The sequence below is a fragment of the Shimia sp. MIT910701 genome (genome assembly GCF_047126315.1).
Taxonomy (GTDB): domain Bacteria; phylum Pseudomonadota; class Alphaproteobacteria; order Rhodobacterales; family Rhodobacteraceae; genus Shimia.
In genome coordinates this window covers 1502813-1524478 of the sequence record NZ_CP138953.1, presented here as the reverse complement: position 1 = coordinate 1524478, position 21666 = coordinate 1502813, and the positions used below count along the sequence as shown (strand labels likewise).

Sequence of the window (21666 nt, the reverse complement as noted above, 5' to 3'; positions counted from 1 at the left end):
TTACGCGCAAGTTCTGGGATTTCAAAAGCCTGCGTTTGGAATGCCGTCACGTCGCGAGATCTGCCACTTTGGTCGCATGCCCCGTGGTTCTGTGCAGATGCGCACAAAGATGTTGCGAGGCCGCCAATAGTTGGGACGCGGGCGCTGCCCTATCTTGGAAAGCGAAAGGAGACATGCCATGTCGATCAGACCAGTTTTGGAGACACGCAAGGCCATTGCCGCAATGGAAGGCGCAGGCGTGCATTTGCATCGGGTGTTTGGGTTTCAGGACCCGGAGGAGCTTGATCCGTTTCTGATGATGGATCACTTCCGCAATGATGATCCCCGGATGTATGAGAAGGGCTTCCCCTGGCATCCCCATCGTGGGATCGAGACCATCACTTATGTTATAGATGGCGCGGTGGAGCATCAGGACAGCCTTGGCAACACCGGCAACCTGAAAAACGGCGATGTGCAGTGGATGACCGCAGGCAGCGGGATTTTGCATCAGGAGATGCCGACCGCGGATGCCAATGGTGTGAACCACGGGTTTCAGCTGTGGGCCAACCTGCCACGTGACCTGAAAATGACCGATCCGCGCTATCAGGATGTTGAGGCCAAGGAGATCCCAGAGATTATCGATGATGACGGCACAAAGGTGCGGATTGTCATTGGCAGCTTCTGGGGCAAAACCGGGCCGGTGGATGGCATTGCCGCCGATCCTATGTTTCTGGACGTGACCGTGCCAGCGGGGGTGAAAAAGACCTTTCCTATCGACACACGGCGCCGGGCCTTTGCCTATGTGTTTGAAGGCGATGCCGCCTTTGCCGATGCCAGCCAGCCAACCGGCATCCTGCTTGAAAAAGAGGTGGCGGGCGAGGAGCTGAACATCCGCGACATGAGCGGGGACCGCACGCTCATCCGCTTTGGCAATGGCGACGAGGTCACGGTGCAAGCCGGGGAAGAAGGTGTGCGCTTTCTGTTGATTTCCGGACAGCCTATCCAAGAGCCAGTAGCCTGGCACGGGCCGATTGTGATGAACACGCAACAAGAGCTGCAACGGGCCTTTGCAGACCTGCGCAATGGGACGTTTATCAAACCGGCACATTAACCACGTCGGCGGCGGGAGGGAGACCTCTGGCCGCCAGCCATTTGCCTCCACTAAAGATTCATCTCCACAAAGGCGTTTTGCGTACTAAGGTCATGCAAGGTGGAGGACATCGGAGGGGGAACTATGGAGACATCACCACGGGTGATGACCCGTTGGCAGCTGTTGTGTTTCAGCTTGTTGTCGGCGCCTTTGGCGATGGTGAACTTTGCCGTCGTCAGCTTTGTCCCGACATTTTATGCGGTTGATCTGGGCGTTGGACTGGCCACGGTGGGGGCGGTGTTCCTGTTTGGACGGGCCTTTGACATCGTGACCGATCCGCTGGTCGGGGCGTTGAGCGACCGCACCCAGAGCCGATGGGGGCCACGTGTGCCTTGGATGGTGGTGGGGTTTCCCGGATTATTGCTCTTTGTCTGGCTGCTGCTGTCCCCGCCGGACGGGGTGGGCGCGCTGTATCTGTTTTGCGTCGCCTCCGCCTATCTGTTGTTCCTGACCTTCTTTGATGTGCCCTACTCCAGCATTGGGTTGGAGATTTCCCCCAATGCGCATGAGCGCTCTGTGATCGCTGGTACAAAAGGCATCTTCCAGATTATCGGCGCGGTGCTGGCCTCGGTGGCCTCTGCGGTGTTTGCCGGGCAGATGGGGATGTCGTTGCAGATGACGGGCGTGATCTTTGTTGGGATGATGCCAATCGCTTTGGCGCTGTTTTGGTGGCGGACACCGCGTCAGCCCCGGCCACCTGCAGAGGCGCGGCCCAACCTCTGGAGGACCTGGTTGGACTGCATGAAAAACCGCGCGTTTCGCGGGTTGATGCTGGCGTTTTTTGCGGTGCAGGCCGCCAATGCCATGACCGTGGGCCTTTTTGTTCTGTTTGCCACCCATGTGCTGCAGGCACCGGATCTGGTCGGGCCGATGTTTCTGGCGCTGTTGCTGGCAACCGCCCTTTTTGTGCCCGTCTGGGTGATCCTGTCCAAGAAGATTGGCAAACAGCAGAGCTGGATCGCCGCGATCGTGCTGTGCTGTCCGGTGGTGCTTGCGGCCTATCTGGTGGGCGCAGGCGATACGGTTCTGGTCCTGATGATCAGCTTTGGGCTGGGCGCCTGCATGACCTGTGACGGCGTGATGCCAACCTCTTTGCTGGCCGACATTGTGGCGGCGGAAGAACAGCGGCAGGGGCATTCACAGGCGGCGAGTTATCTGGCGCTCAAGAATGTGGCCTCAAAAATGGCCTTTGTCGCGCTGATGGGCGTGGCGTTTCCGGTCTTGGGCTGGGCCGGGTTTGACCGCGACGCGGGCAGCGCACCGGAAACCATGGGCGTCCTACTGCTTTTCTTTGCCGCCGTGCCATGCGGGCTGCGGCTTTTGGTGGCGGGATTTTTGTGGCGCGGCACAGCGCGGGACCGCGCCGAGGTGGCGATCTAAACGCCGACTGCTTTGCGCACCATGTCCCAGTAAATCTGCTCCACCTCAGCGAGAGACAGACGTCCGCCTTCGCGGAACCAGGTGTTGACCCCGGTCAACATCGCAATCACCGCCATGGTGGCAATCTTGGGATCGCTGACCTCAAAGTCGCCACTGTCGATGCCCGCGCGGAGAATGGCTTCCAACCCGTCCTCATAAGACCGGCGCAGTTCTTCGATTTGGGCGAAATTTTCCGGCGTCAGGTTCCGCAACTCCATATAGGCGATGAAAACTTCATCAGGCCGTTCAGAGTGAAACCGCAGGTGCAGGCGGGTGAAGTTTTCCAATGCCTCAGTCGGTATCGCCTCGTCTGGCAGCTCTTCCCGTGCGGCCAGAAGCTCGGTCATATGGGTTTGCATCAGGTCAAACAGCAGGCTCTGCTTGTCCGGCGTGTAGTTATACAGCGCTCCGGCCTGTACCCCCACTTCCCGTGCGATCTGGCGCATGGAAACGGCGGCGTAGCCGTGTTGGGCAAAGAGCTTGAGCGCCGCATCGCGGACGCGCGGGCCGGTGATGCCGGAATGAGAGCCTTGAGTGCGTGCCATGGCACTTAATTATCTGAACATACGTTCGTTTAAAAGCGTCTCTGCAGCCTTGCCTTGTCATCATCATGGCTTGTGTGTCGCCGCGGCAATAGGTCATAAAGCGGTGACCTAGTTTCGGACCAAGCCATGCTGCCTATGCGCGCCTTTGTTTTTGCTGCTCTTCCTCTCGTGATGGTGACGGCCTGCGGAGAGACACCTGATATGGCGGCCACCAGCGATCCCGCATTGGAAGCCGCGGCTTATCCCGACATCCTGCCGCAAAATGCGCTGCCGAAAGCGCCCAATGGCCGGTTGACGGAAAACAGTGAGGCCGAGCTGGAAGCCCGTGGCGCGCGGCTTCAAAACCGCGCCAAGAATCTTTAGATCCTGGCCAATCACACCGCGCGTTGCACAGCACGTAAAGAGCGGCTAAACGGCATAGCGACATATTCAACTCTCCTGCTAAGAGGTAGCCCAACATGACCACTTCCCAGCCTACTCCGCTTCGTCTTGGGATTGCCGGTTTGGGCACCGTGGGCGTGGGCGTTGTAAAAATCATTCGTCAGAAAGCCAACGTATTGGCGGCGCGGACCGGTCGACGCATTGAGATCAGCGCGGTGAGTGCGCGCTCCAAAGACAAAGACCGCGGCGTGTCGCTGGCGGGCTATGCTTGGGAAGACGATCCAGTTGCTTTGGCGAAACGCGACGATGTGGACGTATTTGTCGAGCTGATGGGCGGCGAAGACGGTCCAGCCAAAGATGCCATTGAAGCCGCGCTGGCACTGGGCAAAGACGTTGTCACCGCCAACAAGGCGCTACTGGCGCACCACGGCCAAGCCCTAGCAGAGACCGCCGAAGCCAAGGGCGCTGTGATCCGGTTTGAAGCGGCTGTGGCTGGCGGCATTCCGGTGATCAAAGCGCTGACCGAAGGTCTGGCCGGCAATGACATCACCCGTGTGATGGGGGTGATGAACGGCACCTGCAACTACATCCTGACCCGGATGCAGGACGCGGGCTTGCCCTATGAAGAGGTTTTTGCCGAAGCCGACGCGCTGGGCTATCTCGAAGCCGATCCGAACCTCGATGTGGGCGGTATTGACGCCGGTCACAAGCTGTCCCTGTTGTCCTCCATTGCCTTTGGCACCAAGGTGGATTTTGACGGTGTGGAGCTAGAGGGCATTCAGCGCATCTCCATTGAAGATATCAACCAGGCTGCGGAACTGGGCTTCAAGATCAAGCTGCTGGGCGTGACCCAGATGACCGGTCGCGGTCTGGAGCAGCGCATGTCCCCTTGTTTGGTTCCGGCGGACAGCCCATTGGGTCAGCTTCAGGGCGGCACCAATATGGTGGTGATCGAAGGCGACGCGGTGGAGCAGGTTGTGCTGCGCGGCCCTGGCGCGGGTGAAGGTCCAACCGCCAGCGCCGTCATGGGCGACGTCTGTGACATCGCGCGCGGCTTCCGCCTGTCGACCTTTGGTGTGCCAGCAGAGATGCTGACCACGGCCAAATCGGCACAGTCCAACTCGCCAGCGCCCTATTACCTGCGCCTCACCCTTGAGGACCGTCCGGGTGCCATGGCCAAGATCGCGACCGCGTTGGGTGATAATGGCATCAGCATCGATCGCATGCGCCAGACCCGCCATGACGATGCTCACGCCCCAGTGTTGATCGTAACCCACAAAACCCAGCGCGCGGCGCTGGATGCCGCTGTTGTTGCGATGCGCGAAACCGGCGTGATGGCCGCCGATCCGGTGGCCTTGCGCATCGAGGCTGTGTGATCTGCGTCAGACCGCGAAACGCTCAAATATAGTAAATTTTGAATAAACGCCAATCCACGATACACTCCAGCGAGTGGTAGTGGGTTGGCGATTATCGTTGTGCGACGGTTGTACGGCACTTCGTTTTTAAGTGTGTGATCTGCCGCAGCGAATGACACGTCCCGGTCGCGGCGCTTTGCGGATGTCAGGCCTTTTTTGTCTAAGAAATTTTGTTTGGGGGAGAACACCATGCCTAGGTTTAACTCATGGCTCGATTGGTTCCTGAAGCCGATTGTGGTTGGCACGCAGAAAGGGGATGTCTTGTCCCTAGAAGGCAACGGCCTGCCTGGAAAAATCTTCGGCCGCGGTGGCAATGACACGATAATCGGCGGCAACCGCAGCGATCTGCTGTTTGGCGGCTGGGGCCATGACGATATTTCCGGCGGGCGCGGCAACGACAAGATTTTTGGTGGTACCGGCAATGACACCATGTCCGGTGGCGAAGGCTACGACCAGATTTGGGGCGGGCGTGGCCGCGACACGGCTGTTTATGAGGGCTCTGTATTTGGCTACAGCTGGGAACAAGGGTGGTTCCGCAAGTTCTACGTCAAAGACATCGACCACTCCGACGGCAACACTGCCATTGATACCCTGCGCGGTGTCGAGCTTTTGCAATTTAACGACTACACCTTCAAATTACGCGGCGCTAATGCCGCACTGGTTCTGGGGGAGGACGCCACCACGGACGAAGACACACCGGTGGTGATTGCTTTTGACGCTTACGATTTTGACGGCGGCACGGTCACGGTGGCGAGCATTTCCACCTCCCAAGGGAGCCTGAGCCTGATCGGCAGCAGCGCCTTGGCGCAGGGCATGGGGGTCGGCGCCAGCTTCAGCTATCGTTTTGATCCGACCACAGCCTTCAATTATCTTTCCGTCGGTGACTATGAGACGGCGACCATCACCATTGTGATTGATGACGGTCAGGGAAACCTGACAACGCAGACGCTGGATGTCACCGTGACCGGGGTGAATGACGCGCCCAGCATCACCGGCGTGACCAACGAGGTTGGCAACCTTCAAGAAGACAGCGTGCTTGCCGCAAACGGTGTGGTCTCTGCCGTGGACCCCGACGTGAACGACCTGCTGACCTTCTCGGGCGGGACCGGCACCTATGGCACCTTTGCCATTCATCCCGATACCGGCGCCTGGACCTACATTTTGGACAATGCCTCCCTCGCGGTACAGGAATTAAGCGTGGGTGACAGCCTGGTGGACACCATTGTGGTGCAGGTTTCTGATGGCAATGGCGGCACTGACTCAGCCAACGTTTCGGTGACAATCTACGGCAGCAACGACACGCCCGTGATCAGCGCGATCACCTATGACAATGACTCCGTTACCGAAGACGGCGCGGTGCAAACCGCCTCTGGCGCAGTGGTGGCCAGTGATATCGACAAGAACGACACGCTGAGTTTCAACGTTGTCGGCAGTGCCACCGGCACCTACGGCACGCTTGCGCTGGATCCCAACACCGGCACCTGGAGCTATGTGCTCGACAACAGTTCTGCGGCAGTGCAAGCCTTGGCCGCCGGTCAAACCGTTGTGGAGACCTTTGATGTTCAGGTCAGCGACGGCAACGGCGGCTTTGACACGGAAACCATCTCGATTGATGTCAACGGCAGCAACGACGTACCAGTGATCAACGGCACCGTGTTTAATGTTCGCGAGGTGACAGAGGACGGCGGGATCATTGCACGCGGCCTGATTGAGGTGACAGACATCGATACAAACGACACCCTGAGCTTTACGGTTTTAGGCAGCGACACCAGCGGCTTTGGCACATTGACCGTGAACCCGGATGGCAGTTGGAGCTATGCGCTCAACAACGACAGCGAGTTGGTGCAGGGGCTGAACACCGGAGATGTGCGCACAGACACCTTCAATGTGGCGGTGACCGATCCAAGCGGTGCGCGGGCCACTACCACACTCTCCATCACCATCAATGGTGCGGATGACGCGGAACCTGACCCGGGCGATGGCGGCGACGGCGGAGAGCCACCGGCGCCAGTCTCTTCAACCCTGTCGTTTGAGGGCCAACCTCACGCGGCCTCTTTTGAAGGCACCGCAGGTGGCGTGCTTTGGTCGGCGGGCTGGGCCACGATCGACACCACGCTGTTTGGTCAGTTGGGCGGCAACCGTGGCGGCGGGCAGCTTGACACCGGCGTGGCCAACGGCGCCACCAGTGGCGTGATGGTGGTGGGCGGCACGGGTGGCGTGACGCTGAACGGCGATTTTGTCGACACCTTCGATTTTGAAAGCGCGCAGGTCACTTCGGCATCCAACGAAGGCATGCAATTGACCGTGGAAGCCTTTGATCAGTCCTTCCAGTTCATCGAGACCAGCCCCGGTGTGTTTGAAAACGTCGAGGTCTTCACAAGTCTTGGGTCCGAGACCTTCACGCTCTCCACCACCGGCCCGACATTGCTGGAATTTGACGATGCCATCTTTGATGCGGTAGATCGTGTGGTCTTCACCACCGCTGGCGGCACGCCGTTGCCGCTACCGCTGTCCGGCGACCTGTTTGTCATGGATGATGTGACCATTTTTGTCTGATCTCCGTTTTGAGACCAATCCCCGGCGGGCTCAGGTTGCGCCGGGCATAGGGCTGCGCTATTGCGGTCTTAAACGTGTTCAAAAGGATTTATTTCATGTCGCTGAAGCCGGAATTTCACGATCGCATGTTGTCCCTTGGCCTCGCCCGCGTTGCGGAACAGGCTGCCATTGCGTCCGCTGCCTTGATTGGCAACGGGGACGAAAAGGCTGCTGACCAGGCCGCCGTAAATGCGATGCGCGAGCAGCTCAACCTTTTGGACATCGCAGGTGTCGTTGTCATCGGCGAAGGCGAGCGTGACGAAGCGCCAATGCTTTACATCGGCGAAGAGGTTGGCAACGGCAACGGCCCGGGCGTGGACATCGCCCTGGACCCGCTGGAAGGCACCACGCTGACCGCCAAAGACATGCCAAACGCACTGACCGTGATTGCCATGGGCCCGCGCGGCTCCATGCTGCATGCACCAGACACCTACATGGACAAGCTGGCCATCGGTCCGGGTTACCCTGAAAACGTAGTGTCACTGGACATGAGCCCGAAAGAGCGTGTCGAAGCACTGGCCAAAGCCAAAGGCTGTGAGACCTCTGACATCACTGTCTGCATTCTGGAGCGCCCGCGCCACGAAGACGTGATTGCAGAAGTGCGCGCCACCGGCGCCTCCATCCGCCTGATCACCGACGGTGACGTGGCCGGTGTGATGCACTGTGCCGAAGCCGAAGAAACCGGCATCGACATGTATATGGGCCGCGGTGGCGCACCAGAAGGCGTTCTGGCAGCCGCCGCTCTGAAATGCATGGGTGGTCAGATGTGGGGCCGTCTGGTGTTCCGCAATGACGACGAGCGCGCGCGTGCTGCAAAAACTGGCATCACCGATCTGGATCGTATTTACTCCCGTGACGAGATGGTAACGCAGGATGTGATCTTTGCCGCAACCGGCGTGACCGGCGGCTCCCTGCTGCCACGGATCAAGCGCACCCCGGGTTGGATCGAGACAGAAACCCTGCTGATGCGTTCCAAATCCGGGTCCGTACGTCGTATGACCTACCGCGCACCAGTGGATCAGACCTCTTGATCGCAACAGACATTCTTGTTTGATTGGGCCATGCGCCCAGATGGCCCGCCTCTTTGGCGGGCCTTTTCTTAAGACGAAGGCCCCGATATGACTGATTTCCTTGGTGTTTCCGAAAGCTTGACCGGACGGCGCTGGGTGGGGCCGGATGTGGAAACCTCCCGCGCGGCGGAGCAACTGGCGCAAGACACGGCTCTGCCCCCTGCCCTCTGTGCCGTTCTGGCGCGGCGTGGCGTGAGTGCTGGCGAGGCCGAGAGTTTTCTGGAACCCAAGCTGGTCGATCTGCTGCCGGACCCACGCAGTATTAAAGACATGGAAGTGGCCGCGGGGCGGTTCTTGCAGGCCGTGAAATCCCGCCAGCGTATTGCGGTCTTTGCCGATTATGACGTGGACGGCGGTACCTCAGCTGCCTTGCTGATTACCTGGCTGCGCCAGATGAACCTGCAAGCCACGCTCTACGTCCCGGACCGGATTGACGAAGGCTATGGCCCCAATGAGGCAGCGATGGCAGACCTTGCGCGGGCGCATGACCTGATCATCTGTGTCGACTGCGGCACCCTGAGTCACGGGCCGATTGCCGCGGCCAAAGGCGCGGATGTGGTGGTGCTGGATCACCACCTTGGTGGGGAGACCCTGCCGGACTGCGTGGCGGTGGTGAACCCCAACCGGCAAGATGAAAGCGGCGATCTGGCCCATCTCTGCGCGGCGTCGGTGGTGTTCCTGATGCTGGTAGAAGCCAACCGGCAGATGCGGGAGGCGGACGGCACACGGGGGCCGGATCTGATGGCGATGCTGGATCTGGTGGCACTTGGCACCGTGGCCGATGTGGCGCCATTGATTGGCGTGAACCGCGCTTTGGTGCGGCAGGGGTTGAAAGTGATGGCCCGGCGGAACCGTCCCGGCGTGGTGGCGCTTTCTGACGTGAGCCGCATGGATTCTGCGCCCAACAGCTATCACCTTGGCTTCCTGCTGGGGCCACGGGTGAACGCGGGCGGACGCATTGGACAGGCCGATCTGGGTGCACGTCTGTTGTCGACCAGCGACCCCGCCGAGGCAGAGGCTTTGGCCGCGCGCCTAGATGAACTCAACACCGAACGTCGCGACATCGAAGCCTCAGTGCGGGCCGCCGCCATGGCGCAGGCCGAAGAACGCGGATTGGACGCGCCGCTGGTCTGGGCCGCAGGCGAAGGCTGGCACCCCGGCGTGGTGGGCATTGTCGCCTCACGCCTGAAAGAGGCCACCAACCGACCTGCTGTGGTGATTGGACTTGAGGATGGCGAAGGCAAAGGCTCTGGCAGGTCAATTTCCGGCGTCGATCTGGGCGCGAGCATTCAGAAACTGGCTGCCGAGGGCCTGTTGATCAAAGGCGGCGGACACAAGATGGCCGCGGGCCTCAGCGTGGCGCAGGATCAGCTGGAACCGGCCATGGAACGCCTGTCTGAACTGCTGGCCAAACAAGGCGCAGGCGACGCCGGGCCCGCAGACCTCAAACTCGACAGCTTGCTGATGCCCACAGGGGCCACGGTCGACCTGATCAACGACATCGACAAAGCCGGGCCCTTTGGTGCGGGAGCGGCAGCGCCGCGTTTTGCCTTCCCGGATGTGGAGATCCGCTTCACCAAACGCGTGGGCGACAGCCACCTGAAACTGACCTTTGGCGACGGGTTTGGCGCGCGCATCGATGCGATTGCCTTTGGCGCCTATGACACGCCACTGGGGCCTGCGCTCGAATCGCATAGCGGCGCGCGGTTCCACTTGGCCGGACGGCTGGAAATCAACACCTGGGGCGGGCGTCAGTCGGTGCAACTGCGGCTTGAAGACGCCGCCCGCGCCTAGCCAAAGCTTCCTTTAGCCCTCAATATCCTGGGGGACTCGCAGCCCTGCTGTGGTGGGGGCAACGCCCCCGCCGTCGTCGCAAAAATTTTCCGGAAGTCGCGCAAATTTCCACTTGCACCCACCCCATGGTTTCACTAGATACGCCTCACGCTTAAGCGCGTCCCGTTCGTCTATCGGTTAGGACGCCAGGTTTTCAACCTGGAAAGAGGGGTTCGATTCCCCTACGGGATGCCATAAGCGGGGTATAGGGACCTGGTCTCTGACGCGCCCATAAAAGAGCGTCCCGTTCGTCTATCGGTTAGGACGCCAGGTTTTCAACCTGGAAAGAGGGGTTCGATTCCCCTACGGGATGCCACTTTTATCCTCCACCACCATGAACCTCACCGCCAAAACGCCTATGCGTTTCCGTGTCGTTTGCCAGGCCTTTCTGCATCTCCACGCAATAGAAAAGCGCGCCCATCCGTGGGGATGCGCGCGCCGGAAAGTCTGACCTGGCTGTTCCTAGCCCCAGTCGCGGCAGACGTATTTGATCTCGGTGAACTCTTCCATGCCCAGTCGGGCGCCCTCACGCCCCAAACCGGACTGTTTGGTGCCGCCAAAAGGAATCGGGGCGCCAGTGACCTTGGTGCGGTTCACCGCCACCATGCCGTATTGCAGCGCACGGCTGAGGCGGTAGATCCTGCGTGGATCGTGACTGTGCACGTAGGCCACCAGACCATATTCTGTGTCATTGGCCGCCGCGACCACCTCCTCCTCGCTGTCAAAGGGCGTGATGGGCGCAACCGGACCAAAAGTTTCTTCCGACATGATCTGCGCCTCTGCGGGCACGTCGGTCAGCACGGTGGGTTCAAAGAACAGCGTGCCCAGCGCATGACGCTTGCCGCCACAGGCCAGCTTGGCACCTTTGGCCAAAGCATCAGCCACATGCTCTTCCTGCTTCTGCACCGCCTTCTCGTTCATCAGCGGGCCAATGTCGGGATCGTCCATACCCAGACCAACACTCAACGCCTTGGTGGCGGCGACAAACGTCTCACAGAAAGCCGGGTAGATGTCGCGCTCCACAAAAATGCGGTTGGCGCCGAGACAGTCCTGACCCGAGGTGGCAAATTTGGCTTTGATGGTTTCTTCAACTGCCACATCCAGATCCGCGCCCTTGAAGACAATCACCGGCGCGTGGCCACCCAGTTCCATGACCAAGCGCTTTACCGTGCTGGCGGACTGACGAAAGAGCAGCTTGCCCACCTCGGTGGAGCCGGTGAAGGACAGCGCGCGCACGCGGGTGTCGCGGGTCCATGGATCGACAACGGTGGGGGCAATGCCCGTGACCACGTTGAACACCCCCGCCGGAATACCCGCACGCTCGGCAAGTTCCGCCAGCGCCAAGGCGCTATACGGGGTTTCCCCAGAAGGGTGCGCCACCACGGTGCAGCCAGCGGCCAGCGCGGCGGCGGCCTTGCGGGTTAGCATGGCAGAGGGGAAGTTCCACGGCGTGATCAGCGCAGCCACGCCCACCGGTTCGCGCCACAGCTCCACCTCGGCATCCGGCAGGTGGCTGGTAACCCCCTCGATGTTGGGGCGTTTGGATTCCTCGGCGTAAAACTCCACAAAGGCCGCGCCATAGTCGATCTCGCCGCGGGCTTCGGAAATGGGCTTGCCCTGTTCCAGCACCATGATCCGTGCAAGATCTTCTTTGTGCTCCAGCTGCAGTTCAAACCAGCGGCGCAAAATGGCCGCGCGCTCCTGTGGCAACAGCGCCGCCCAGGACGGGAAGGCCGCCTGTGCCGCGTCCACCGCCGTCGAGGATTCCTCAGCAGACATCGCGGCCACGCCGCCCAGATGGGTGCCATCTGCAGGATTGGTCACAGCAAAGCTGTCACCATCTTTGGCCGCCTGCCATTTGCCGTTGATGTAGGAAAAGGACCGCACAAGGGCCTTGTCGGTGATGTCTGCGCGGGCAGAGAGCGCGGTTTGCGTCATGGTGGAAAGTCTCCTCTTGATGAGGAGACCCTGCCGCAAGTCCACAGAAGATTTGTCCGAAGTTGTTGGTGTTCGCAGAGGATTTAGCTGCGTTCCGTCGCGCCAAGCAGCACATCAAACGGTGGCGCGCCGTGCTCCTTCACCGGCTTGGTCACGATGTAGGTGAAATAGCGCGACAGGCCGATGCGCGCGTCCAGCATTTCGTCAATCAAGCGCTGATACGCGTCGATGTCGCTGGTCACAATTTGCAGCAGATAGTCAAAGCCTCCACCAAGCGCCCAGCAGGCCACAACCTCGTCATAGCGCTGCATCGCGGCCTCAAAGGCCCGGAAGCTGGCCGCGGTGTGGTCGGCGATCTCGGCAGAGACAAACACGGTGACATTGGGCGCAAGTTTCTTGAGGTTGATGCGCGCGCCGTAGCCTTCGATAAGCCCGGCTTTTTCAAGCTTCTTCAGACGATCCCAGCACGGGGTTGGCGAGAGGCCAATTTTCTCTGCCAGTGCCGCTTTGGTGATGCGGCCTTCTCGCGTCAACACAGCAAGGATGTCGATGTCCCGTTGGTCCAGCTTCATAGCAAAAACCCCAAACCGCTTGGGGCTGTGCGCATATCGGGGCGGCCCCCTGAAGCATATGTAGGTGTGGTGAACATCATAGCCAGACTGCGTTATCAGCACCGCTTTGCTATCGGCAAGTCCAATCGCCTTGCCCGCCAAAACTGACCGAAAAAATTTCCAGATTCCGACTTTCGCGAACCATCGCTTAACCACTGACTCTTCATTAACCAAATCGCTCTACGGTTTCCCTGTGTTGTAAGCCCCGCGCCTGCCCTCTCTGATTCTCTCTTCAGGGCGCGGTTCGTAAGGGAATGGGAACTATGACAAAAACACATTTGTCAGTCTGGGTACTGCCACGCAGCCAAACGCAAGACGCGCGCCCTCCAGCGCGTCGGGCGAATCGTACGGGTGCCTTCATCGTGGCCGCCTGTGGCGACACGGACTTCGCTGTGGAGCCCAAGCCATCCTGCAACAAAAACCGCCGGATCTGGCCGCACACCGCGCCGACTCGTCCCCGGATTTTTGCGCGCTAGTCTTTAGAGTTCTGGCGGCACATCCACGGCAGGCGCGCTGGGTTTGATATCCAAGAGCGGCGTGCCGTCAAAACAGTCGATGGCGTCAATGCCCATGACGCCTGCTTCCAAATCCAGCGACGTGATGCGCACCGCCGCCAGTGAAATCGGGTTCACGCGGTTGGGCGAGCGCAGTGCGAAGGTCCCGCTCGCGGTATCGCGATGCCGGGGCCGCTGGGTGATCAGATCGCGCCGCGCCTGATGCATCCAGTAAAACAGCAAAATCCCCTGCCCGACTTCCAAACCCGTCAGTCCCTGTGCAAAGCCAGGCTCCAGCACAACACGGGCGCCCTGACCGGTTTCGCGGGCACGGGTCACGTTCTTGGGACAATCGCCGCGCTGCCATGGGGTTTCGATGTGACCAATAAAGCGCAACTGCGCATCCACGCGCTCCAGTGGATCAAAAGACAGACGGTCCTCGCCGTCACGTTGCTCTGGAAAGGCGGTTGTGGTGGGCTCGGTCATGGCGGGGTTCCTCGGATGTCTTCCGCACTCTGCCAGCAGACCTGAGGGGATGCCAGCCTCTGCTTGGTCGCACCCTGAAAATGAAAAACGCCGCTCCGGAGAGCGGCGTTTTCTGGTTTTAGATGATCTCGTCCTGAAGACCTTCCGTGGACAGCCCTTCGAGCTTGGGCATCAAGCTCAAAAGCTCTCGTGTGTAGCTCTCTTTTGGTGCGGCAAACAGCGTTTCGGTGTCCGCCACCTCCACCGTTTGCCCCTGACGCATCACACCGACACGGTCACACATCTGGCGTACCACCGGCAGGTCGTGGCTGATGAAGAGCATGGTCAGGCCGAGGTGCTCCTGAAGATCTTTGAGGATGTTCAGAATCTGCGCCTGAATGGACACGTCGAGCGCGGATGTCGGCTCGTCACAGATCAGGAAGCGCGGCTGTGTTGCCAGAGCGCGCGCAATCGAAATCCGCTGGCGCTGACCACCGGAGAACTCGTGCGGATACTTTCGGCCCGCTTCCGAGCCAAGCCCCACACGTTCCAACAACTCGTCCACACGGTGCTGAATGGCAGCGCCTTCCAGCAGCTTGTGGTGTTTCACCGGCTCCGCAATGATTTCATCCACACGCATGCGCGGGTTGAGGCTGGAAAACGGGTCCTGGAAGATCATCTGGATCTGACGGCGGTAGCTTTCCAAGTCCTTGGCGGTCTTGAGCTGCGTGATCTCGTCTTCGTCAAAGAAGATCTTGCCACCATTGGTCTGATAGAGCGTCGCAATCATGCGGGCCACGGTCGACTTGCCCGAGCCACTTTCCCCCACGATGCCAAAGACCTCACCTTCGCGGATGTCAAAGCTGACCTTGTCCACGGCAGTGAAGAACTTGCGGCGTGATGGGATGATCGACCCACTTTGCAGGAAAGTCTTGGTGAGCCCCTCGACCTTCAAAAGCGTGCCGGATTTGGTTGGCTCCGGACGGTCCCAGTTGCGCGCCAAATCGTCGATGTGGAACGCAATCTGACGACCACCATAAGACAGCTGCGGGAAGCGATGCACCTTGAGCGTCGGACGTGGCACTGCGGCGATGAGCGACTTGGTGTACTCATGCGCCGGGGCGCCAAGCACTTGCTCTGTGCTGCCGCTTTCCACGACCTCCCCCTGATACATCACGGTCACCTTATCTGTGGTGTCCGCGATCACACCCATGTCGTGGGTGATCAGGACCACGCCGGTCTGACGTTCCCGCGCCAGCTCCTTGATCAGCTCAAGGATCTGCGCCTGAATCGACACGTCGAGCGCCGTGGTCGGCTCATCCGCGATAATCACATCCGGTTCCGAGCAGAGCGCAAGCGCGATCACCACCCGCTGGCGCATGCCGCCAGAGAACTGGTGTGGGTATTGATTGATGCGCTCGTCCGGCATGGGAATACCCACCCGGTCCAAAAGCTCAATCGCGCGCTTTTTGCTGTCCGCGTCGGACAGTTTCAGGTGGAACTGGATGGTTTCCACCAACTGCTGCCCAACGGTCAGAAGCGGGTTCAGCGAGGTCAGCGGGTCCTGGAAGATCATGGAGATCTTCGCGCCCCGCAGCGCTCGCATGCCGTCCGCATCGCGCCCGTTGATGTGCTCCCCCTTGAAGCTCACCGTGCCCTCGGCGATGTGGCCGGGGCGCTCCAGCAAGCCCATCACGGCGGCGCCGATGGTGGATTTGCCCGCACCGGACTCGCCGACAAGACCATGGATTTCCCCCGGCTCAACCGCGAGGTTGGCCTTGTTCACCGCCACAAACAGCTTGCGACGGGTCGGGAAGTGGACCGAGAGGCCCTCGATATCTAGGAGTTTCTCGGTCATCACTGCAGCCTCGGGTTCAATGCATCACGCAGCCAGTCGCCCAGCAGGTTCACAGACAGCGCAAGCGCCAGAAGGGTCACGGATGGGAACAGGATGATCCACCACTCACCGGAGAAGAGGAAATCTTGCCCGATGCGGATCAAGGTGCCCAGCGACGGTTGGGTCGGCGGTGCGCCCACGCCGAGGAAGGACAGTGTTGCCTCAGCAATAATGGCCAACGCCAAGGAAATCGTCGCAATCACCAGAACAGGCGACAACACGTTTGGCAGGATGTGACGCAGCATGATGATGCCACGACCGCGACCCATCATACGCGCGGCTTGCACGTACTCTTTGTCTTTTTCCACCAGCGTCGCGCCACGCACCACGCGGGCGAATTGCACCCAATCAGACAGGCCAATCGCGATGATCAGTACCCAGATGGCCATTTGGTCATGGTGCTGAATTGGGATGACACCTTTGGCGATCCCGAAGATCAGCATGGCCACCAGAATGGAGGGGAAGGTCAGCTGCACATCAGCGGCGCGCATGATCAGGGTTTCCACCCAACCGCCGACGTAGCCAGCCACCAGACCAAGCGTGATGCCGAGGATCATGGCGAAGCTCACAGCGGCCAAGCCGACAAAGAGCGAGACGCGCATGCCATAAAGAATGGTGGAAAACACGTCGCGGCCCTGATCGTCTGTGCCAAGCCAGAAGACGTCACCGGTGAAGTCATTGGGCGCCATCGGCGCGGTAAAGCCGTTCATCAGGTCCAGAGAGCCCGGATCAAACGGGTCATACGGCGCGATCAGCGGTGCAAAGACAGCGCTCAGCACCAGCAGCATCACCACGATGAAAGACACCACGGCCACCGGCGAGCGGCGGAAGCTGTAGACAAAATCGCTGTCCAGCGCCTTGGCAAGACGCGACTGCGGTGCGGTTGCGGATTGATCAGACATCAGTGTGCCCCCTTCCCGTCCGTGCGCAGGCGCGGATCGATCGCAAAATAGAGCAGGTCAACGATCAGGTTGATCCCCACAAACATCACCGAAATCAGCATCAGGTAGGCCGCCATCACCGGGATGTCGACAAACTGAACCGCGTTGATGAACAACAGACCGACACCCGGCCATTGGAACACAGTCTCCGTAATGATCGCAAAAGCGATGATCGAACCAAGCTGCAGACCGGTCACCGTGATCACCGGCACCAGCGTGTTTTTCAGCGCGTGGCGGAAGTTCACCGTGCGGTCTTTCAGACCTCGGGCCCGGGCAAAGCGCACATAGTCCTGACGCAAGACTTCCAGCATCTCGGAGCGCACCAAACGCATGATAAGCGTCATTTGATAAAGACCCAGGGTGATGGCAGGCAGGATGATCGCCTTAAGCCCGGTCGCGGTCAGTAGGCCGGTGCTCCACCAACCAATGTGCACCACATCCCCCCTGCCAAAGGCGGGTAACCAACCCAATTCAACCGAGAACAGATAGATCAGCAAAATACCAATCAAGAAGGTCGGCAGAGACACCCCGATAAGCGAGATGGACATAATCGCATTGGCGAGGAACCCATCTTTGCGGATCGCAGTGAACACCCCTAGGCCGATACCGATTGAAATCGCCAGAAAACCACTGACCGCAGCCAGTTCCAACGTCGCTGGCGCACGCTCCACAAGGATTTCCGCCACTGGGCGGCCCTGACGGTAGCTGACCCCAAAGTCACCTTGCACCGCGTTTTCGAGGAATTTGTAGTATTGCACCGGGAAAGGTTGATCCAACCCAAGCTCCGTCCGAAGACGGGCAATGTCAGCATCGGTGCGTTCCTGACCCAACATGTTATCAATCGGATCCCCGACGAATTGAAACATGCTGAAGGCAACTAAGCCTACGACCAGAAGAACCAATGCGGACTGTAGTACTCTTTTTAAGACATACATCAGCATCACTGCGTCCCTTTGTTTTTTTATTGGCGCGAGCCTTGCGCTCTCAAAGGGCGCAGGTCAAGTGCAGCGCGTGAGGCGGCGAAGATTGCCCGCCGCCTCATTTTTAGGCAGTTTTATTGCACGTTCACCCAGCGCAGAATAAAGAAATTATCCGGGCGCTGTGTCAGGGAGACGTTGTCACGCGCACCCCATACCAGAGGTTGTACGTACATCGGCACATAGGCGGTTTCCGCCTGAAGAATCGCTGCGGATTCGTCGAGCATCATCTGGCGTTTGCCATCATCGATCTCCGATTGGATCATCGGCAGCATCTCGTCGATCTTGGCGTTGGAGTAGCCGCCAAAGTTCCAACTGCCGAGTTTCTTCTCAGAGTTCGGGGTGTGCGCCAGGAAGCGGATTGGGTGCTCTGCGTCAAAGGTGCCCGGGGACCAGCCCAGCAGATACATGTCGAAGTTATCCGCCCGCAGTTCTGGCCAGTAGTTGGAGACCGGCATGGCGTCCAGTTCAGCATTGATGCCGACTTTTGCCAACATCGCTGTGACCGCCTGACAAACCGCTTCGTCGTTCAGGTAACGGTTGTTTGGGCACTTCAGGCCAAAGGCAAAGCCATCGGCATAGCCCGCTTCTGCCAGAAGGGCTTTGGCGCCTTCCGGATCATACGTCGGACGGTCCATGTTGGCAGCGGAGTAGCCGCGCATTGCCGGGCTGACCAACTGGCTGGCGGGTTCGGCATTGCCACGCATGATGGTCTTCAGGATCGCGTCCACGTTCACCGCTTTGGACACCGCTTCCCGCACACGGGCGTCTTGGAACGGGTTTGGCTTGCCGGCATCCGCGCCGTATTTCAGCACGTCAGCTTCCTGGGCAAAACCAAGCATGATCACGCGCGCCTCGATGCCTTGAATGACTTGCACGCCATCCTGGCCTTGCAGACGTTCGGCATCCTGGATTGGCACCGGGTTGATCATGTCCACCTCGCCAGACAACAGCGCGGCCACAGCGGTGGCCGAGTTCTGGATCGGGGTGAACTCCGCCACGGTGATGTTATGCGTTGCCTCGTCCCACCAACCGTCAAACGGCTTAAGCTGCGTGCGCAGGTCCGGTTCGCGCTCGGTCACCATGAAGGCGCCGGTGCCGTTGGCGTTCAGCGTGGCGTAGTTGCCGTTTTCCTTGTCCGGCAGCGCGGCGTTGTTCGCTTCGGCCCAGCCTTTGTCCACGATCATCCAGTTGGCAATGCTGTCCGGGAAAATCGGGTTGGGGGCGGAGGTCATGATGTCGACGGTCTTGCTGTCGACAACCTTCACCTCAGACACCGGCGCAAACCAGCTGCGGGTATCAGACACTTCGTTGGACGCACGCTCATAAGAGAACAGAACGTCTTCGGCGTCAAAAGTGCTGCCATCGTGGAAGGTCACACCTTCGCGCAGATGGAAACGCCAACCTTCGCCGTCGCCAATCGGCTCCCAACTGGTCGCCAGCGCGGGCTCAATCGACATGTCTTTTCCGCGACGCACGAGGCCTTCATACACGTTGTTCAGAAAGCCCAGAACCGGTGCAGAGTTCACCGCGTGCGGGTCCATGGTTTGCGGATCGGTGGTGCCCGCCCACTTAAACTCTTCGGCTGCAACAGGTGCAGCACAAACAGCGGCCAGAACGGCCGCGCTTAACATATGTCTCATGACATTTCCCCTGTTCTTCAATCCGCGACGTCGCGCGCGGGTGCATGGGAACAGTGTCACCCCAAGCGGATTGCAAAAGCAAGGTCGACACACATTTTTGTGAACAAGTTAAGCCATTTTCAGGCTTAAGATTTTTCCGCTTGCACGCAATCCGAGCAAAATACTCAAACTTTTGTTGGGCTGGCCTTGGTGGCTGTGCCACCATGGCGGTGCAGTTAGTTTATTAAGGTGACGACATGATTGAAGTGACTGAAGCAGGCGGACCGGAATTTCTGGAAGTCCGCATGACCGCCCCCATTACCGAAAGCGACTATACCGACGTTCTGACCCCGGCGATTGACCGGGCCATCGAGCAGGCGGAGAACATTCGCCTGCTGGTGATCCTGGACGGTGGACCGGGGGATTTCACCGCCGGCGCCATGTGGCAGGACAGCCGGATGGGGTTCAAACACTGGCGCGGGTTTGACCGCTGTGCCATTGCGACGGACGACAGCACAATGAAACGGCTGATCTCGATGTTTGGCGTGCTGATGCCCTGCCCCGTGGCGTTGTTTGGCCTGTCAGAAGCTGACGATGCCCGCCGGTGGCTGCGCGAAAGCCTTGGCTCCATTCAGATTGACGCGGTGGATGACAGCACCGTCTGCGTACGCCTGATGGGTAAGCTCGACAGCGAGATCTACGAAGGCAAATCCGAAGATCTCGACAATCTTCTGGCGGGCAAAAGCCCGTTTGGGCTGGTGATCGATCTGCGGGAATTTGACGGCTGGCAGGGCTTGGGCGCGCTGCGCGACCACTTCGCGCTGGCCAGTGCGCATGTCGGGCAATTGACCCGTGCGGCTATTGTTGGCGATGCCGGCTGGCAGAAAATGGCCTCCAAAGTAGGCACACATGCGTTCGGGGTGAACGCAAAGCATTTTGGCGCCGATGATTTTGACAAGGCTGTGACCTGGGTTCAAACAGGCGCCTAGCTTCCCGCATTCTCAAAGCAAAAAGGCCGCCCATTGGGCGGCCTTTCCGTAGTCTGAACTGAAGAGGCTTTCGGGAGCTTTCAAGCGGACTTGAAAGCCCCTGTCGCCTTACGGGCGTTTTGCTTGCGCAAAAGCACCCTTACTCAACGATTTTGGATACAACACCGGAACCAACGGTGCGGCCACCTTCGCGGATCGCGAAGCGCAGGCCTTGCTCCATCGCGATTGGTGCGATCAGCTCAACGTTGAATTTCAGGTTGTCACCAGGCATCACCATCTCGGTGCCCGCTGGCAGCTCAACAGTGCCGGTCACGTCGGTGGTCCGGAAGTAGAACTGTGGACGGTAGTTCGCGAAGAATGGCGTGTGACGGCCACCTTCATCCTTGGTCAGGATGTAGGCTTCTGCTTCGAACTTGGTGTGTGGGTTCACGGAACCTGGGGCACAGAGAACCTGACCACGCTCAACCGCTTCACGGTCAACACCACGCAGCAGCGCGCCGATGTTGTCGCCCGCTTCACCGGAGTCCAGCAGCTTGCGGAACATTTCAACACCGGTACAGGTGGTTTTCTGAGTGTCTTTGATGCCAACGATTTCGATTTCGTCGCCAACGTTGATCACGCCACGCTCAACACGGCCGGTCACAACAGTACCGCGGCCAGAGATCGAGAACACGTCTTCGATTGGCATCAGGAACGGCTGGTCAGTCGCACGTGGTGGCTGTGGGATGTACTCGTCAACCGCCGCCATCAGCTCAGCAATTTTCTCTTTGCCGATGTTGTCGTCGCGGTCTTCCAGAGCCGCCAGAGCGGAGCCGGCGATCACAGGAATGTCGTCGCCTGGGAATTCGTACTCAGACAGCAGCTCGCGGATTTCCATCTCAACGAGTTCCAGCAGCTCTTCGTCGTCAACCTGGTCCACTTTGTTCATGAACACAACCATGGCAGGGATGCCAACCTGGCGGCCCAGCAGGATGTGCTCACGGGTCTGTGGCATTGGGCCGTCAGCCGCGTTCACAACCAGGATCGCGCCGTCCATCTGCGCCGCACCGGTGATCATGTTTTTCACGTAGTCGGCGTGGCCTGGGCAGTCAACGTGGGCGTAGTGACGTGCGTCGGTTTCATATTCCACGTGCGCGGTGGAGATGGTGATACCACGTGCTTTTTCTTCAGGCGCGCCGTCGATTTCGTCGTACGCTTTGAAGTCACCAAACTGCTTGGTGATCGCAGCGGTCAGCGTGGTTTTACCGTGGTCAACGTGACCAATGGTGCCGATGTTGCAGTGCGGTTTACTGCGCTCAAACTTTTCCTTAGCCATGATGGCCTCCTTAATGTTGAGGTGGGAAGC

17 protein-coding genes and 2 tRNA genes are annotated in these 21666 nt (G+C 59.5%); 10 read left to right on the top strand and 9 right to left on the bottom strand.

What is annotated here, in order from left to right:
• Window positions 1-178: 178 nt before the first annotated feature.
• Window positions 179-1090: a pirin family protein gene (locus SIB38_RS07285; RefSeq protein WP_294119423.1), complete on the top strand. Its 912-nt coding sequence runs from the start codon at window positions 179-181 to the stop codon at window positions 1088-1090.
• A 123-nt stretch (window positions 1091-1213) separates the two neighbouring features.
• Window positions 1214-2509, top strand: a complete 1296-nt coding sequence (locus tag SIB38_RS07280) for an MFS transporter (RefSeq protein WP_294119424.1) — start codon at window positions 1214-1216, stop codon at window positions 2507-2509.
• Here SIB38_RS07280 and SIB38_RS07275 read toward each other — a convergent pair.
• Entirely contained in the window at window positions 2506-3093 is a 588-nt protein-coding gene (locus tag SIB38_RS07275; protein ID WP_412551706.1) for a TetR/AcrR family transcriptional regulator, read from the bottom strand. The two genes, SIB38_RS07280 and SIB38_RS07275, sit on opposite strands and share 4 nt — an antisense overlap.
• A gap of 135 nt (window positions 3094-3228) precedes the next feature.
• Between SIB38_RS07275 and SIB38_RS07270 the strand changes: the two genes are divergently transcribed.
• The 7 genes from SIB38_RS07270 to SIB38_RS07240 all read left to right on the top strand — a co-directional run bounded on the left by SIB38_RS07270 (window position 3229) and on the right by SIB38_RS07240 (window position 10703).
• Window positions 3229-3456 carry a hypothetical protein gene (locus tag SIB38_RS07270; protein WP_294119427.1) on the top strand — a complete coding sequence of 76 codons (228 nt, stop codon included), beginning with the start codon at window positions 3229-3231 and terminating at the stop codon, window positions 3454-3456.
• A 95-nt stretch (window positions 3457-3551) separates the two neighbouring features.
• Window positions 3552-4850 carry a homoserine dehydrogenase gene (locus SIB38_RS07265; protein ID WP_294119429.1) on the top strand — a complete coding sequence of 433 codons (1299 nt, stop codon included), beginning with the start codon at window positions 3552-3554 and terminating at the stop codon, window positions 4848-4850.
• Between the two features lie 228 nt (window positions 4851-5078).
• Window positions 5079-7445 (top strand): VCBS domain-containing protein, encoded by a 2367-nt coding sequence (locus SIB38_RS07260; RefSeq protein WP_412551705.1) that lies wholly within the window; start codon window positions 5079-5081, stop codon window positions 7443-7445.
• Between the two features lie 95 nt (window positions 7446-7540).
• Window positions 7541-8515 carry a class II fructose-bisphosphatase gene (gene glpX / locus SIB38_RS07255; RefSeq protein WP_294119431.1) on the top strand — a complete coding sequence of 325 codons (975 nt, stop codon included), beginning with the start codon at window positions 7541-7543 and terminating at the stop codon, window positions 8513-8515.
• Window positions 8516-8602: 87 nt separating this feature from the next.
• Window positions 8603-10348, top strand: coding sequence for a single-stranded-DNA-specific exonuclease RecJ (gene recJ / locus SIB38_RS07250; protein ID WP_412551704.1), 1746 nt, complete (start codon window positions 8603-8605; stop codon window positions 10346-10348).
• A 159-nt stretch (window positions 10349-10507) separates the two neighbouring features.
• Window positions 10508-10582, top strand: a tRNA-Glu gene (locus tag SIB38_RS07245).
• 46 nt (window positions 10583-10628) lie between these two features.
• Window positions 10629-10703 (top strand) — tRNA-Glu (locus SIB38_RS07240).
• 146 nt (window positions 10704-10849) lie between these two features.
• On the opposite strand, the gene SIB38_RS07235 is transcribed toward SIB38_RS07240, so the two are convergent.
• The 7 genes from SIB38_RS07235 to SIB38_RS07205 all read right to left on the bottom strand — a co-directional run bounded on the left by SIB38_RS07235 (window position 10850) and on the right by SIB38_RS07205 (window position 19353).
• Entirely contained in the window at window positions 10850-12325 is a 1476-nt protein-coding gene (locus SIB38_RS07235; protein WP_294119435.1) for an NAD-dependent succinate-semialdehyde dehydrogenase, read from the bottom strand.
• Window positions 12326-12408: 83 nt separating this feature from the next.
• Window positions 12409-12897, bottom strand: a complete 489-nt coding sequence (locus SIB38_RS07230) for an Lrp/AsnC family transcriptional regulator (RefSeq protein ID WP_294119437.1) — start codon at window positions 12895-12897, stop codon at window positions 12409-12411.
• A gap of 518 nt (window positions 12898-13415) precedes the next feature.
• Window positions 13416-13916 carry an SAM-dependent methyltransferase gene (locus SIB38_RS07225; RefSeq protein ID WP_294119438.1) on the bottom strand — a complete coding sequence of 167 codons (501 nt, stop codon included), beginning with the start codon at window positions 13914-13916 and terminating at the stop codon, window positions 13416-13418.
• 118 nt (window positions 13917-14034) lie between these two features.
• Entirely contained in the window at window positions 14035-15753 is a 1719-nt protein-coding gene (locus tag SIB38_RS07220; protein WP_412551703.1) for an ABC transporter ATP-binding protein, read from the bottom strand.
• Entirely contained in the window at window positions 15753-16694 is a 942-nt protein-coding gene (locus SIB38_RS07215; RefSeq protein ID WP_294119441.1) for an ABC transporter permease, read from the bottom strand. The genes SIB38_RS07220 and SIB38_RS07215 overlap by 1 nt, the downstream gene beginning before the upstream one ends.
• Window positions 16694-17674: an ABC transporter permease gene (locus SIB38_RS07210; protein ID WP_412551702.1), complete on the bottom strand. Its 981-nt coding sequence runs from the start codon at window positions 17672-17674 to the stop codon at window positions 16694-16696. The genes SIB38_RS07215 and SIB38_RS07210 overlap by 1 nt, the downstream gene beginning before the upstream one ends.
• Before the next feature lie 113 nt (window positions 17675-17787).
• Window positions 17788-19353: an ABC transporter substrate-binding protein gene (locus SIB38_RS07205; protein WP_412551701.1), complete on the bottom strand. Its 1566-nt coding sequence runs from the start codon at window positions 19351-19353 to the stop codon at window positions 17788-17790.
• A 236-nt stretch (window positions 19354-19589) separates the two neighbouring features.
• On the opposite strand from SIB38_RS07205, the gene SIB38_RS07200 reads away from it, so the two are divergent.
• Window positions 19590-20321 (top strand): STAS/SEC14 domain-containing protein, encoded by a 732-nt coding sequence (locus SIB38_RS07200; protein WP_412551700.1) that lies wholly within the window; start codon window positions 19590-19592, stop codon window positions 20319-20321.
• Window positions 20322-20460: 139 nt separating this feature from the next.
• Here SIB38_RS07200 and tuf read toward each other — a convergent pair whose 3' ends face one another.
• Window positions 20461-21636, bottom strand: coding sequence for an elongation factor Tu (gene tuf, locus SIB38_RS07195; protein WP_412551048.1), 1176 nt, complete (start codon window positions 21634-21636; stop codon window positions 20461-20463).
• Window positions 21637-21666 lie beyond the last annotated feature (30 nt).

What these genes read in the sequence shown, in the direction of transcription:
- SIB38_RS07285 (WP_294119423.1), top strand. Translation starts at nt 179, where the DNA reads ATGTCGATCAGACCAGTTTTGGAGACACGCAAGGCCATTGCCGCAATG.
- SIB38_RS07280 (WP_294119424.1), top strand. Translation starts at nt 1,214, where the DNA reads ATGGAGACATCACCACGGGTGATGACCCGTTGGCAGCTGTTGTGTTTC.
- SIB38_RS07275 (WP_412551706.1), bottom strand. Translation starts at nt 3,093, where the DNA reads ATGGCACGCACTCAAGGCTCTCATTCCGGCATCACCGGCCCGCGCGTC.
- SIB38_RS07270 (WP_294119427.1), top strand. Translation starts at nt 3,229, where the DNA reads ATGCGCGCCTTTGTTTTTGCTGCTCTTCCTCTCGTGATGGTGACGGCC.
- SIB38_RS07265 (WP_294119429.1), top strand. Translation starts at nt 3,552, where the DNA reads ATGACCACTTCCCAGCCTACTCCGCTTCGTCTTGGGATTGCCGGTTTG.
- SIB38_RS07260 (WP_412551705.1), top strand. Translation starts at nt 5,079, where the DNA reads ATGCCTAGGTTTAACTCATGGCTCGATTGGTTCCTGAAGCCGATTGTG.
- glpX (WP_294119431.1), top strand. Translation starts at nt 7,541, where the DNA reads ATGTCGCTGAAGCCGGAATTTCACGATCGCATGTTGTCCCTTGGCCTC.
- recJ (WP_412551704.1), top strand. Translation starts at nt 8,603, where the DNA reads ATGACTGATTTCCTTGGTGTTTCCGAAAGCTTGACCGGACGGCGCTGG.
- SIB38_RS07235 (WP_294119435.1), bottom strand. Translation starts at nt 12,325, where the DNA reads ATGACGCAAACCGCGCTCTCTGCCCGCGCAGACATCACCGACAAGGCC.
- SIB38_RS07230 (WP_294119437.1), bottom strand. Translation starts at nt 12,897, where the DNA reads ATGAAGCTGGACCAACGGGACATCGACATCCTTGCTGTGTTGACGCGA.
- SIB38_RS07225 (WP_294119438.1), bottom strand. Translation starts at nt 13,916, where the DNA reads ATGACCGAGCCCACCACAACCGCCTTTCCAGAGCAACGTGACGGCGAG.
- SIB38_RS07220 (WP_412551703.1), bottom strand. Translation starts at nt 15,753, where the DNA reads ATGACCGAGAAACTCCTAGATATCGAGGGCCTCTCGGTCCACTTCCCG.
- SIB38_RS07215 (WP_294119441.1), bottom strand. Translation starts at nt 16,694, where the DNA reads ATGTCTGATCAATCCGCAACCGCACCGCAGTCGCGTCTTGCCAAGGCG.
- SIB38_RS07210 (WP_412551702.1), bottom strand. Translation starts at nt 17,674, where the DNA reads ATGCTGATGTATGTCTTAAAAAGAGTACTACAGTCCGCATTGGTTCTT.
- SIB38_RS07205 (WP_412551701.1), bottom strand. Translation starts at nt 19,353, where the DNA reads ATGAGACATATGTTAAGCGCGGCCGTTCTGGCCGCTGTTTGTGCTGCA.
- SIB38_RS07200 (WP_412551700.1), top strand. Translation starts at nt 19,590, where the DNA reads ATGATTGAAGTGACTGAAGCAGGCGGACCGGAATTTCTGGAAGTCCGC.
- tuf (WP_412551048.1), bottom strand. Translation starts at nt 21,636, where the DNA reads ATGGCTAAGGAAAAGTTTGAGCGCAGTAAACCGCACTGCAACATCGGC.